The sequence below is a fragment of the Paenibacillus sp. SZ31 genome, from assembly GCF_012912005.1.
In the GTDB taxonomy this organism is placed as follows: Bacteria; Bacillota; Bacilli; order Paenibacillales; family Paenibacillaceae; genus Paenibacillus.
In genome coordinates this window covers 49,379-62,412 of record NZ_JABBEA010000007.1, presented here as the reverse complement: position 1 = coordinate 62,412, position 13,034 = coordinate 49,379, and the positions used below count along the sequence as shown (strand labels likewise).

Here is a 13,034-nt window from a genome sequence, read left to right as displayed (position 1 = left end):
TAAACGGGGGCTCATCCAAGGACATGCGTCAGGAAAGAGGCCTTCCCGTGAACGGCATGTCAATGTGTTGATCTTCTCTCATCCGGACTGTACCGTCGGCCTTGGATTCACACCAAGTCAGTCGCTACATGTCCTTCGTGAAGAACAAATAGCGAGTCGCGGGCTGGTTCCGAAGAACATCACCGCCGGTCGGGAATTGCACCCTACCCCGAAGATCCTATTCAATTATATAGTGTGTTGAACAAGCTGTAACATTAATAAGTTCATCTTATTCCTGTAAGCGCTAGCAGTTCAAGCATTATTTTTAATAAATGATATTCCAGCTTCCTTGCTGTCTGCGAAGAAGCACGATCTGTCCTGCGTGATACGCATCATGGAGTACCCAGCGAGCTAGTTCGTGTGCCCATTTCTCTTCGGTATCCATATAAACGGCTTCAAGATCTGACTCCTGTAGTGTCGCCATTTGATCTCTCAACTGTTGGGCTAATCGAGTTGTACCCTTCAGTAATGTATTCCATCCGTCTGCATCCGTTGAATCTCCGGGGTTCCCAAACGTATACTCATTGGAGTCTACGGCTGGAAGTGCAGGCTCTTTACCTTGGATGCGACATAATAAGCGATGGTTGTAATAATACATATGGTTAACCAACTGCCAGATGCTTAATCCCCCTACGGGTGGAATCCAAGCTGCTTGCTCCGCTGTAAGTCCTTCCAAGGACTTTGACAAAGGTACAATCCAATTGCATTGATCCCAGGTGTCATCCTTTTGAATAAGTAACACATCTAGTGCTGTTGTCTTCGTCATCCAAGTATTCCTCCTTGAGTGCTGTTTTGATGTAACTAGCTAAACCATCGTAATAAGGTTACACTTAATATAACACATCAAGGATTGAGTGTAACCTTCTTTGTTGAATTAAGGTGGTTACATAGGGCGGAGGTATATATGAACAGGTTATGGACTGATTTTGTAAACAGTGATTATCATGATTGGCGTGGGGGAGATCGATCGGAGGACAGGCTCGGAAAGGCAAGCTGGCAGCAAGATTTCTTGGATCGATGGCAACTTCATGCTTCTGTCCCCGCATCCCCAGAAGATGAGTTGTCGATGAGAAACTTCAGAAATGAATTGTTGGCTCTCGGATCTCGTGTATCTTCCGGAGCATCCTTAACAGAACAGGAACGTAATTGGTTGAATGACTTTATGGAAGCAGGGCATGTGAGAAGAAGATTGACTACAATTGATCAGGGACTGAAGCTCCAGCTGGTAGCTGTAGAAGCCCATTGGCATCAGGTTATGGCTGAAGTAGCTGCTGACTTTGCTGTGACTTTGGTGGAGGGAGAAGCGGGCAGGATTCGCATCTGTGATAATTCGGATTGTCGCTGGATGTTCTATGATGATACCCGAAGCAGAACACAGAAGTACTGTGATGATAAGATGTGTGGAAACCTGATGAAGGTCAGAAGATTTCGAGCGAAACGCAAAACCCAAAATTGAAAAATATTAACATAAACTATATAATGTATATATACTAGTGAAACAATAGTCAGAAGCAGTGCGGATTCGTAAGCAGGATGTGATCGTCTTTCAAAACAAATCAGATGGGAGATGTGTCTTGTGCGGACAAGTTATCTGTTGAAAAATGGCTGTGTGTTGTCGATGGATGCTCGAGTTGGACAGTATAAGAGGGCGGACGTTCTGATTCAAGATTCGTTGATCACGGCGGTTCAGCCCGATCTGGATATTCCGGATGCGGAGGTCATTGATGCTTCATCCATGATTATTATGCCTGGGCTGGTGGACACACATCGGCATGTGTGGGAATCACTGGTCAAAACAGCGGGAACCAACTGGTCGTTGCCCGTTTATTTGCAAAATCTCTATTATGGTGCGATGGGAAGCAAGCTCCGTCCACAAGATAGTTATATTGCCAACCTGCTCGGTTCCTTGGAAGCGCTTAACGCAGGAGTGACGACAGTATTGGATTGGAGCATGCCGTATTCTTCCGAGCACACGGATGAACTGATTCGTGGACTTCAGGATGCCGGGATTCGGGCGGTATTTGCTCATGGAGTACCTGGTGAGACGAACTACTGGAATCGGGATAGTCTGCTCACGTATTCGAATGATGTGAGAAGAGTCAAAGAACGATATTTTTCATCAAGGGATCAATTGCTTACTTATGGACTTGCTATTCGTGGTCCGGAGTTCAGTCATTGGGATACAACGGTGAAGGAGATTGAGTTAGCTCAAGAACTGGATGCCATCTGTTCCATGCATGCCGGATTTGGCAGTTGGGGGTCTGTAGATCGCTCTGTTAGTCATTTGTATGAAGTGGGGCTGTTAAGTCCACGAGTGAATATTGTTCACGGTAACACCATGGGCATGGATGAATACAAAATGCTGGCGGATAGCGGTGCTTCTCTGTCGGTCACACCAGAGGTTGAAATGATGATGGGTCATGGATATCCGGCAACCGGCTATTTTCTCGAACATGGAGGAACCCCTACACTCGGTGTAGATGTGGTCACGTCAACAGGCGGGGATATGTTCTCACAGATGAAGTTTGCACTTCAGGCTGAACGATCGAGAGCGAATGAACAACTTCTGCAGCAGGGTGAGATGCCCGGTGAGTTGAACTTGCAGTCCAGCCAAGTACTGAGATTTGCAACTTCAGCTGGCGCCCAAGCATTGGGACTAGAGCAGAAGGTTGGAACGTTGACACCAGGAAAGGAAGCGGATCTGATCATGATTCGTACCACCGATCTGAATCTATTCCCTGTCCATGATCCGATCGGTGCTGTCGTTCAATTTGCCAATCCGTCCAACGTCGATACGGTATTTGTGGCAGGCAGACTCGTGAAGCGAGAGGGCAAGCTGCTTCATGTTGATCTGGACGCAATCCGTCATACGGCGATGCAGAGCAAAGATTATCTGTTATCCCAATACCGGATGTCGGACGCGGAGAGAATTACGTTCTCATAATTTACTTTTTCATAGAAACCTGAAATGAAGTCAGTTTGTATTTTTATATACAATTCTACCTATAGTAAGAAATGAAGGGCCGCATAATGATATGTGGCTCTTTGACATGCCTTCATATCGTGGAATTAGACAGGATAAGGGAGGAAGATACAGCGGAAAAAGACGAAAAGAGCTCTCTTTTTCTTAACTTCAGATAACAAGGAACTAAAGATGTTTTTTGCGGGAAAATAGGCTCATAAAAACTGCGCATAATATAAATTATACGCAGTTTTGTTTTAAATCCATTTTCATATTCAACCACGTGCAACAGATCATGATAATTTTCGCGGAAAAAGAACAAAATAAGTGATCTCCAAAAATAAATTTACCCAAGCAACGCGATAACGTGTAGAATTCGCTAGGTTTTTATAGGTGATCGATAAGATAGAACAAATGACTTTTTCATAGAACAGATGGGAAGCCATCCAATCTCTGCTACATCCATAGCACATTCAAGATTCATGACGAGAGGAACATGACTATGCGTGAGAACGAACAACGATCTTCATTATTTCGTAAAAAACCAATTGCCTCCGGGGGCGATAACAACAGTGCACTGAAACGGGCACTCGGTCCGTTGGACTTAACCACACTCGGGGTAGGTGCCATTATTGGTACAGGCATTTTCGTACTGACCGGTGTAGCTGCCGCAACGTATGCCGGACCCGGACTTGTATTATCATTTTTGCTGGCAGGTATCATATGTGCCTTCGCTGCCTTGTGTTACTCGGAATTCGCATCAAGCATACCGGCATCAGGTAGTGCGTATACGTATAGCTATACGGCTTTTGGCGAAGTGATTGCCTGGATCCTGGGATGGGATTTGATATTAGAGTATGGATTCGCGAGTGCGGCGGTAGCCAGTGGATGGTCTGGATATTTTCAAACGTTATTGTCCGGATTTGGGTTAGAGTTACCCCATGCGCTGACGAGTGCGTTTAGTCCGGAAAAGGGTACTTATTTTGATATCACAGCTGCAATCATTACGTTAATTATTACTTTCCTGCTTACTCGAGGAGTGAAGGAAGCGGCTCGTGCGAACGGCATCATGGTCGCGATTAAAATTATCGTGGTGCTGATCTTTATTGGTGTAGGAGTTTTCTATGTAGAGCCAACCAACTGGCAGCCATTTTTGCCTTTTGGTATCTCGGGTGTAACTGCAGGGGCAGCTACGGTATTTTTTGCCTACATCGGATTTGATGCGGTCTCCACTGCTGCAGAAGAGGTTAAGCGGCCACAACGGGATTTGCCGATCGGAATTATTGCATCACTGGCAATCTGTACCGTTCTCTACATCGTTGTATCGTTGATCCTCACAGGCATCGTGCCTTATAACATGTTGAATGTAAGTGATCCCGTTGCGTTTGCATTTGAATTTGTTCAATTGAAGGGATTGTCCTGGATTGTATCTCTTGGAGCGATTACCGGCATTACGACCGTATTGCTGGTTATGATGTATGGTCAGACGCGTTTGCTCTATTCCATGTCTCGTGACGGACTACTGTCTCCGGTCTTCTCCAAGATTAGTGGCAAAAGCCAGACACCAGCGGTAGGGACATGGGTTGCGGGCATTATCGTTGCTCTGTTCTCCGGGTTCATCTCACTGGGACATCTGGCGGAGCTGACGAACATCGGAACGTTGTTTGCTTTTGCAGTCGTAAGTCTGGGCATTATCGTGTTGCGTAAAAATAACCCGGATCTCAAACGTGGCTTCCGTGTTCCACTTGTGCCACTAATTCCGATTTTGAGTGCTCTGGGCTGTGTATACTTGATGACACGCCTTGCGGCGCTGACATGGATTACGTTCTTTGCTTGGTTGATCATCGGATTGATTATCTACTTTGCGTATGGACGGCATTACAGTCATCTGAATCCGGCACGCCGGATCTCCAGTGCTTTCAGAGCGAAGGATAAATAGATTAGTCGAGAACATCATCTTTAACCGAGAACCTCTTCATTTTTCCTCATTGCGTATCGCTTAGGCGAAGCGGGATGAGGATTTTTTTATATAGCAAGATAAAGGATGATAACAGCAGGGGAAGGTTGGAATTTTCTTCATATATCGGTAAGTAATAAGGGGCGTGATGAACTAAATCAAGGAGCCGGGGTTGCGGCTAAGCCAAATATGAAATATATTTGGGGATGTGACATGCCATCAGACATAAGAGAGGGGATGTATCATGAACACACCATTACATACAAATTCAGGTCATCAAAATGCAGCTTTTGGATTTGCGCTGGCTGACTCAGCCGTACTTGCCGAGGCAAAGCTGCATATCTCACAATCGGGGGACACACAAGCCTTACAGTTGGATATTGATCCGCAGCGCCTTCTGAAGGATGGACGTAAAGTATCTGTCATTGCACAACCGTTGGAATCACCTGTCGATCGTCAAGATGCCAATATCATCTATGGTCAGGAGCTAGCATACGTACAATATGCTGTTAAACTCAACCCGGATAGCACGATCTCCATTGCTTCTATTGAGGGGGTTGAACAACCTGTTAATCTGGGTTGGTCAGCATTTGCAGAAGGGGAATACGAACTTCGAATCTCCCTGCATATGAAAACACCTCGTATCGCTGAAGGCACGCTTGAACCTGAACAACTTGCAATGGTTAAGTATGCGCAGGTTATTACCGTATATATATCGCTTTTCCCGGCAGAAGCAGCGTCGTTGGCTGTGCCATCTCAACCTGTTTGGACTAGGAACCATCATGTATTTGACTCCTATGGCAGAGGAGGTTTTATTCTCGCTGACTTGCCTCGACTCGCTAAGCGTGTGGAGGAACTAATCGGACCGGGTAACCATAATCTGATTGAACAATTTGCAGAAGGAGAACTGTCAGATACGTTGTTGGAAGAAGGTCTGATGGCAATTGTCTGGGGCGTCACTCCGTGGTGTTATTCACTCTATTCTGCTCCAGACGAGCCATCTGCTCGAATGCTTGCCGTGGACAAGCTGGGCGATGAACCTGAACGGCAAGGAATCTACCATATTGATCCGTCCATTCAGCAACTGAGTATCGTGCCGGCGAATGAACTGGCTTACTGGCCTGCCTGTGTTCAGAACGATTGGCCTGTCATTGATGTGGCGGGTGAAGGCGAGACGTTGCATATGGATTTATATACACAGATCTGTGAATCCGTGAATGGGCTACACGAGAATCCATTGCCATCGTTTGTACTTACTCGTAGTCAGGGCACACCCGAAACGATCATTCCGCTGATTGACGTTGTCATTGTGGATGAAGCGTAGGGGTTCTGTTCAGCTTAGACTATAATAAATAGAACCGAATCGAGGTGAGGGCTAGTTGATAACTGAGGAGATCCAGGAGCAATATGCGGACGAGCTAGAAGCTTTTCACATATGGATGAAGGACGCCGGATATACAGGCCATACGGTAAAATCATACACAGGTGACGTGGTAGAATTCCTGGTCTCCATTCAAGGAAAGTCACTGGAGCAGGTCAAAAAGCTGCATGTGCTGTCGTTTCTGTCCCGCGCTCGGGAGCGTGGGGTTAGTGATGCCACGAGAAATCGCAAACATGCGGCGGTGAACTGTTTTTACAAGTCCCTCATTGAACTCGAATTGTTAACGAATAATCCGGCGTTTGGGATCAAGAAGTCCAAAACCGAGAAAAACCGTGCGCCCGTTTTCCTTGATGAAAGTGGGCTGACCCGGTTTCTGGAGTCGGTAGAAGGCAAGTATCGTACACGTAATCTGGCTGTTTTTCTGCTGATGGGATATATGGGATTACGGGTTGGAGAAGTGCATGCTTTGGATTGCAAAGACTATAACGCGGAGCGGCGTACATTGGATGTATTCGGTAAAGGCCGGAAATGGCGCTCGCTTCCTGTACCAGAGACCGTGGCGGACGTGTTATCTCAAGCTATGGCTGAGCGTCTCGATCCTTGGCGACCGAAAGAGGAAGCACTATTTGTCTCGCAAAAAGGGAAGAGACTTTCGATTCGTAGCATTCAGCTCATATCCACGGAAACCTTTGAACGCTTCCAGCAGGAATCACCGGCTAATCAACGTCAAAACTACTCCAGCCATAAGCTGCGTCACTCCTTCGCGACCATGATGTTACGACGTGGAGCCGATCTGCGTACCGTGCAGGAGCTGCTTGGTCACGCGTCGATCCAAACGACAACCGTGTACACACACGTCACCAGTAGGGAGAAAGAAGAGGCCATGGCCTTACTTGAAGTGAAGCTGCCGATGTTCAATACACAACCACTTCATTACAATCATGAAGAGAGCCGCAACTCATAGGAGCTGCGGTTCTTTTAATATAATTACGTAATTAATATTATGTAAACTAATAGTAATCATACCTAGCTTCCATATGCTTTATATCCAGAACGATGGGTATCTGCGCTTTTTGTCCAGGTTGTTGATCAGTAGTGCCATTGCTACAATCGTTATCGAGCCTGTAAGTACTGGCGTGAACAGAAACGACCAACCACTTCCAGCCAGTATGACGGCTATCGGATCAGCGCCAGCAGGTGGATGTGATGTTTTGGTCAACATCATAAATGCAATTGCCAGACCTACGGCAGCGGCCATAACCCACATACTATCACCGAATAGATGAAGCATTGCCAAACCAGTCAGAGCAGAAATAAAGTGCCCTCCAATGATGTTTCGTGGCTGGGATAACGGAGCATCCCAAAATCCAAAAGCGAGCACACAGCTTGCACCAAAAGGCGCAATAATCCATAGATTTGAAGTCCAAAGGGTGAGTAAAGATAAAATACTGATGGTCACAAAACCTCCGATCCCCCCAATAAGTGCACTAAAAGGATCTACTTTTAGTGTACTCCTACCCGTTCCCTTCATTTTAGCTAGAAAATCGGTTACCTCAATTGATCGCACGTCATTGCCTCCTAATTCATATTTACATAGTTATTTAGTTATATAATCAAAGTGGTATTATGTCAATATAATTCGATATGTAGGGTGATTCCATTGGAGCATTAGCTGATTTTAGTTATAATATAACTATATAGCTATGAAAAGAGGTTTATATCATTGGATACCAAACAACTAACATTGAGGATAGATCCTGATTGGACTTTTAATGTAAATACGCAGATTAGAGAGCAATTGAGATGTCTCATTGCAATGGGTGTAATACAATCCGGAGATATGTTGCCAGCGGCGAACCAATTAGCTGAGGAACTGGGAGTGAACCGCAACACGATTAATCTGGTATATAATCAGCTGCGCGATGAGGGGTTCGTCACGATGAACAAGGGACGGGGAACACAGGTTACTGCCAAAGGGCAGTTATACCATGAACAAAGCTTATTACTAATGGATCTGATAAAAGAAACCGTGAAGCAAGTGGAGTTGAACAACATTGAACTCAAACCATTTTTTATGACGGGATTGGCGTATGCGTTGCAACAGAGCTCATTTCCTGACGGTCAATCAGACATCCTGTTTGTAGAATGTAAGGGCCACGATCATTTCTTTTACCGTCAAGTTATCGAAAAGGCGACTGGCTTGAATGTGGAGACCTTATTTCTGGAGGACTTGCCTTTCCATGAAGATTCAATACATGATAAGCTCCAACACATAAAAATCGTAGTAACTACACTTAATCATGCTACAGAAGTCAAAAAATACTTTGCAGCACTCAACATCAAAATTCTAGTTATTGGCGCTGATATTGAACCATCATTGTTATTAGAAATATCGAGTCTGGAGAAGAACACACGCGTTTCCTTTATATGTTTAGGTAAAATAGGAGGAGAGTGGATGGCTAGTCGAGTTCAGGAGGCGGGAATTCACCACTTGAATGTGGAGACTTTAGGGTGGGAGGAAGAGCTTGATCAGGAAGAAAGCCTGCGGTTATTGCAGAAAACAGACCGAGTTTACGCTTCTGGCGCTGTCTTTCCAGCATTGTTTAAGCTAGCCCCAGATAAAGTAGTTCCCTATCCGATGAGACTAGAACCAAGCAGTGCCAATTTGTTGAATGATATCTCTATCCATTCTGATATGAAATAAATAAATGAAACATTTCCGAATGCATATCCATAAGAGCCACCTGCTTCTCTGAAATAAGAGATGCGGGTGGCTCTTGTTAAAGTAATAATCCGATTATTCCAATCCAGCGATCTGTTCTTTTAATTTGTTAGCAGAAGCTTGGAAAGCCACTTTCTCGGTTTCATTCAACGGAAGAGGCAGAATTTCGCGCACGCCGTTGCGATCTACTACACATGGAACGCCCAGATAGACATCCGATACGCCATTGTAGTCTTCAAGGTACGTGGACACGTTCAGAACGGAGCCTTCGTTGCCCAGAATTGCAGCTACAATGCGGTCCAGAGCAAGGGCGATTGCATAGGAAGTCGCTCCTTTGGCATTAATAATCTCATACGCTGCATTTTTGGTACGGTCGAAGATATCCTGTTGTGTTTCTTCATCCAATTCCAGGTCTGTTCCCGCAACATTAGCCAGGCTCCATACCGGTACTTCGGAATCGCCATGCTCACCAATAATGTGGGCGTGAATACTACGCGGGTCGATCCCTTTATTTTTACCAATCAGGTAACGGAAACGTGCGCTATCGAGCAATGTACCTGAACCGATGACACGGGAAGCAGGCCATCCGCTTTGTTTCCATGAAGTATAGGACAAAATATCTACAGGATTGGTTGCAATCAGCAAAATACCATGAGAATTCACTTCAGTAATACGTTCAATAATATCTTTGAAAATGCTTGCATTTTTCTTCAGCAGATCAATGCGGGTTTCGCCCGGTTTCTGAGAAGCGCCCGCTGTTATAATAATGATATCTGCATCTTTGCAGTCGGAGTAATCGCCAGCCCATACTTTCACGCCACCGGTAAACGGAAGACCGTGGTTCATATCCAGCATTTCGCCGGTTGCCTTATCATGATTCACATCCACAAATACCAACTCGGACGAACGCTGTCTCAACATTAGCGTGTATCCCGTTGTTGTTCCCACCGCACCCATGCCTACAATCACGACACGACTTGGTTTCAATACTGCACTGTTTGTCATGTTCATATCCTCTCCTTTTGGGTTATACTCCCATCCATATTAAGGGATTACTAAATATAAAGCGAGTGTTGTCTATAAAATAGTTCACATTTCATGTCTTTTTACCAATTATTCCGTCGAAAAACAGTTTAGGAACAAATTAATGGTAATAAATGTGCGACATATAGCCAGAGTATCAGCTGGAAAAAGGGAGCGGGCCGGCCATGAGAGGGCAATGAGCCTTTTACACAAGGTTTGTGGTAGAATAGGAGCAGTGGATTCTGATGAATCGTAAATAAAACGCCATAAGACAGGCATGCGCGCCTGTAAATTGGATGAGAGAGGTGGAACCCACTTGCGTTCGCAATGGATCAAAATCGCGCAGACAGCATTGCTGTCTATAGGTATAGTAGCTTTACTGGCTGCATGCACCCACTCAGATCAACCTCCGGAAGCAGAACCTCCGCAACAACAGGAGGATGCCGGGAATACAGGGCAGACATTAACCGTCGTTCCCCCTGTCAACAGTACAGAATCTTCGGATATGGCCAAGTACCAAATTCAGACCCGGTTGACCGATTTTCAGTTGCTCAATGACAACGGAGGATTGGCATGGGGTGTAACGCGGAATGCGCTGCGACTGTACTATACACAGGACCAGGGAAAGACCTGGACCAATATTTCACCTTCGGAAAATGTACAATTTCCGGCTAACCCTAAATATGGACAAAGCATTTATTTTGTAGATCGTACGCATGGTTGGATTGTTCGCGAAGGCATGGGTGGAACAGACACCATGGTGCTTCGGACCAACAATGGAGGGGTAAGTTGGAGTCTGTCATCTCTGTCCAAGACGGATAAAGTGACCGCGATCTCCTTTGTATCTCCTGAAAAAGGCTGGATTCTCACCACGGTGGATACCGCTATTGGTAAACAGGACAAGAAACTGTACTTCACCGAGGACGGTGGAATCACTTGGAATCGGATGTCATCCAGTGACGATGATGGCAAACAGGAAACAGAAGAGATTTCCAGACGTGGATACACAACAGGTATGACCTTCTCAGATCCAAAGCATGGTTTCCTGACCGCCATTGAGTTCGGTACACCGAAGTTGTATGTGACCTCAGACGGCGGAGAGAACTGGGATACAGGACCATCTTTCTTTGATCGAAACAAATTCAACGGGTGTGGTAATTTCAGTGTCAGTTCACCACAATTTTTTGGACGTGAAGCGCAGTCGGCCTGGATGTCCATGTCCTGTTCTCAAGGGGAGAGCACGACATTCAATGGATTCTTCACAACCGATGGCGGAAAGAGCTGGAAGCTGTCCAATTTCACTTTAAACAAACAAACGGGTGCGAATCGCAGTCTTTCACCTGTATTCCTGAACGCATCGGAAGGTTGGGCGATGCAAAAGGGTATAACCTACCACACCAAGGATGCAGGCAAAACATGGAGCTCTCTTCCTGCAAGCAGTGTACTGGAAAAAATTCTCGAAGACTATCCGGAGATTGTGAAGATTCAGATGGTTACCTCCAAGCTTGGTTGGATATTGGTTGAAAATACAGATGCCAAAAGATCATTGTTATTGCAAACGGTAGATGGCGGTGTACATTGGAAAGTACTATAAACGTAGAGTGTTATCGATGTGAATAGATAGGAGAAAGGAGAGGAGCCTAAGGGTTTCTTTTCTTTTTTACTTAGTTTGTGAAATAAATCACAAATAAATCCACTGGAAGGTGATATATTTAACTCAACAAGAGAAGGAGTGATGAAGATGAGAACCAACGGTCAAACTCAATTCACGCAGGCGGATGACTTAACCAGATATATGCTTCAATTATGCTACACATGTGACGAGGCCAATCGTTGTACGACAGAGGAAGCGGTGAAGGCTTGCATGGCAGAACACGCACAGGCAGATCAGCCCGAACCAGCCGAAGGTGGAGATGTAACTCGAGGGTTTATGGATCTGATGTACGCTTAGGCTAATCATTCACGGAGAACGCTCCTGCGGGAGGGTTCTTTTTGATTTGGAGAGAAATGTATGCGCTTTTAAATGTACTACGCAAATATTGCAGCATGGGTTATTATAGAAATAATTAAGGTGATTTACTCAAAATGTGGAATTAATTTTTTTGAATTTTAGTTTGGAGGATGATGACATGGAGAAGAGTTCTACAGTTAGAACCAACATGATCGGCGGTAGACAGGTTCATGCCATCTCGGTCGACATGGATAAAGGAAGTATTCATGAAACCAATGGCTTGTTTTGGAATACCGAAGGAAATGATGTTTTAGGAGTGACAGCACTTCCGCTCTATGGAGCATTTGTCTCCGAAGAAAAACACCATCTTTTTGGAGATATCTCGGAAAAGAAAGTATTGGAAATAGGCTGTGGGAGCGGCCAATCCTTACGGTATTTGGGAGAACGTCAGGCGAGTGTACTATGGGGAACGGATTTATCGGAAAATCAAATTGAAAAGACACAACAGCTTTTGACGTCATGTGGTCTTTCAGCGACCTTAATCTGTTCACCTATGGAAGAAGAATGTGGCATACCCAAGGATTATTTTGACATCGTTTATTCGATTTATGCGATCGGCTGGACAACGGATCTTGAAGGGACTTTTCTCCAGATTGCTTCCTATCTTAAGAAGGATGGCGTATTTATCTTTAGTTGGTCTCACCCTATACACAAATGTGTTGCTGCAGAAGAGGATAGACTTGTTTTTGAAAAATGTTACTTTGATGAATCTTGGTACTCGGTAACTCTTGGCGAAAGTAAGCTAGCATTAACGGACCGTAAACTTTCAACCTATGTGAATGCGCTGGCAAAAGCAGGATTTGTCATTGAGCAGCTAATTGAGGAATCTGATGATGACTTGATGCAACTGCAGAATGATGATTTTGCCAATAAAGCATTGATGCTCCCTGTAACCTTTGTGATAAAGGCACGAAAACTATAGGAGAACGATAAGGGGAG

Annotated in this window: 12 protein-coding genes and 1 riboswitch; of the genes, 9 read left to right on the top strand and 3 right to left on the bottom strand. The window is 45.1% G+C overall.

The genetic code is table 11. The features are described from left to right. Nucleotides 1-66: 66 nt before the first annotated feature. Nucleotides 67-220, bottom strand: a riboswitch (FMN riboswitch). An 84-nt stretch (nt 221-304) separates the two neighbouring features. Further along, complete coding sequence (locus HF638_RS15405) at nt 305-805, bottom strand: DinB family protein (RefSeq protein ID WP_169480997.1); 501 nt, start codon at nt 803-805, stop codon at nt 305-307. A 138-nt stretch (nt 806-943) separates the two neighbouring features. Here HF638_RS15405 and HF638_RS15400 point away from each other — a divergent pair, with 138 nt between their 5' ends. From HF638_RS15400 to HF638_RS15380, 5 genes are all read left to right on the top strand, one after another. Next, nucleotides 944-1,495 carry a CGNR zinc finger domain-containing protein gene (locus tag HF638_RS15400; RefSeq protein WP_169480996.1) on the top strand — a complete coding sequence of 184 codons (552 nt, stop codon included), beginning with the start codon at nt 944-946 and terminating at the stop codon, nt 1,493-1,495. A 120-nt stretch (nt 1,496-1,615) separates the two neighbouring features. Beyond that, complete coding sequence (locus tag HF638_RS15395) at nt 1,616-2,983, top strand: amidohydrolase family protein (RefSeq protein ID WP_481856158.1); 1,368 nt, start codon at nt 1,616-1,618, stop codon at nt 2,981-2,983. Between the two features lie 520 nt (nt 2,984-3,503). Next, a complete protein-coding gene (gene bcaP / locus HF638_RS15390) occupies nt 3,504-4,940 on the top strand; it encodes a branched-chain amino acid transporter BcaP (protein WP_211175666.1) in 1,437 nt (478 codons plus the stop codon). A gap of 262 nt (nt 4,941-5,202) precedes the next feature. After that, complete coding sequence (locus HF638_RS15385; protein WP_169480994.1) at nt 5,203-6,282, top strand: hypothetical protein; 1,080 nt, start codon at nt 5,203-5,205, stop codon at nt 6,280-6,282. 55 nt (nt 6,283-6,337) lie between these two features. Further along, nucleotides 6,338-7,303: a tyrosine-type recombinase/integrase gene (locus tag HF638_RS15380; RefSeq protein WP_169480993.1), complete on the top strand. Its 966-nt coding sequence runs from the start codon at nt 6,338-6,340 to the stop codon at nt 7,301-7,303. Nucleotides 7,304-7,381: 78 nt separating this feature from the next. On the opposite strand, the gene HF638_RS15375 is transcribed toward HF638_RS15380, so the two are convergent. Beyond that, nucleotides 7,382-7,870 (bottom strand): HPP family protein, encoded by a 489-nt coding sequence (locus HF638_RS15375; protein ID WP_169481155.1) that lies wholly within the window; start codon nt 7,868-7,870, stop codon nt 7,382-7,384. Between the two features lie 192 nt (nt 7,871-8,062). On the opposite strand from HF638_RS15375, the gene HF638_RS15370 reads away from it, so the two are divergent. Next, complete coding sequence (locus HF638_RS15370; RefSeq protein WP_169480992.1) at nt 8,063-9,043, top strand: GntR family transcriptional regulator; 981 nt, start codon at nt 8,063-8,065, stop codon at nt 9,041-9,043. 93 nt (nt 9,044-9,136) lie between these two features. On the opposite strand, the gene HF638_RS15365 is transcribed toward HF638_RS15370, so the two are convergent. After that, a complete protein-coding gene (locus HF638_RS15365) occupies nt 9,137-10,066 on the bottom strand; it encodes an L-lactate dehydrogenase (RefSeq protein WP_169480991.1) in 930 nt (309 codons plus the stop codon). Between the two features lie 334 nt (nt 10,067-10,400). Here HF638_RS15365 and HF638_RS15360 point away from each other — a divergent pair, with 334 nt between their 5' ends. From HF638_RS15360 to HF638_RS15350, 3 genes are all read left to right on the top strand, one after another. Next, nucleotides 10,401-11,678 carry a WD40/YVTN/BNR-like repeat-containing protein gene (locus HF638_RS15360; protein WP_169480990.1) on the top strand — a complete coding sequence of 426 codons (1,278 nt, stop codon included), beginning with the start codon at nt 10,401-10,403 and terminating at the stop codon, nt 11,676-11,678. Between the two features lie 147 nt (nt 11,679-11,825). Then, nucleotides 11,826-12,035, top strand: a complete 210-nt coding sequence (locus HF638_RS15355) for a hypothetical protein (RefSeq protein ID WP_169480989.1) — start codon at nt 11,826-11,828, stop codon at nt 12,033-12,035. Nucleotides 12,036-12,213: 178 nt separating this feature from the next. After that, nucleotides 12,214-13,017 (top strand): class I SAM-dependent methyltransferase, encoded by an 804-nt coding sequence (locus tag HF638_RS15350; protein WP_169480988.1) that lies wholly within the window; start codon nt 12,214-12,216, stop codon nt 13,015-13,017. Nucleotides 13,018-13,034 lie beyond the last annotated feature (17 nt).

Bases quoted from the DNA above. Each gene is read 5' to 3' on its own strand.
- HF638_RS15405 (WP_169480997.1), bottom strand. From the start codon at position 805: ATGACGAAGACAACAGCACTAGATGTGTTACTTATTCAAAAGGATGAC.
- HF638_RS15400 (WP_169480996.1), top strand. From the start codon at position 944: ATGAACAGGTTATGGACTGATTTTGTAAACAGTGATTATCATGATTGG.
- bcaP (WP_211175666.1), top strand. From the start codon at position 3,504: ATGCGTGAGAACGAACAACGATCTTCATTATTTCGTAAAAAACCAATT.
- HF638_RS15385 (WP_169480994.1), top strand. From the start codon at position 5,203: ATGAACACACCATTACATACAAATTCAGGTCATCAAAATGCAGCTTTT.
- HF638_RS15375 (WP_169481155.1), bottom strand. From the start codon at position 7,870: ATGAAGGGAACGGGTAGGAGTACACTAAAAGTAGATCCTTTTAGTGCA.
- HF638_RS15365 (WP_169480991.1), bottom strand. From the start codon at position 10,066: ATGACAAACAGTGCAGTATTGAAACCAAGTCGTGTCGTGATTGTAGGC.
- HF638_RS15355 (WP_169480989.1), top strand. From the start codon at position 11,826: ATGAGAACCAACGGTCAAACTCAATTCACGCAGGCGGATGACTTAACC.
- HF638_RS15350 (WP_169480988.1), top strand. From the start codon at position 12,214: ATGGAGAAGAGTTCTACAGTTAGAACCAACATGATCGGCGGTAGACAG.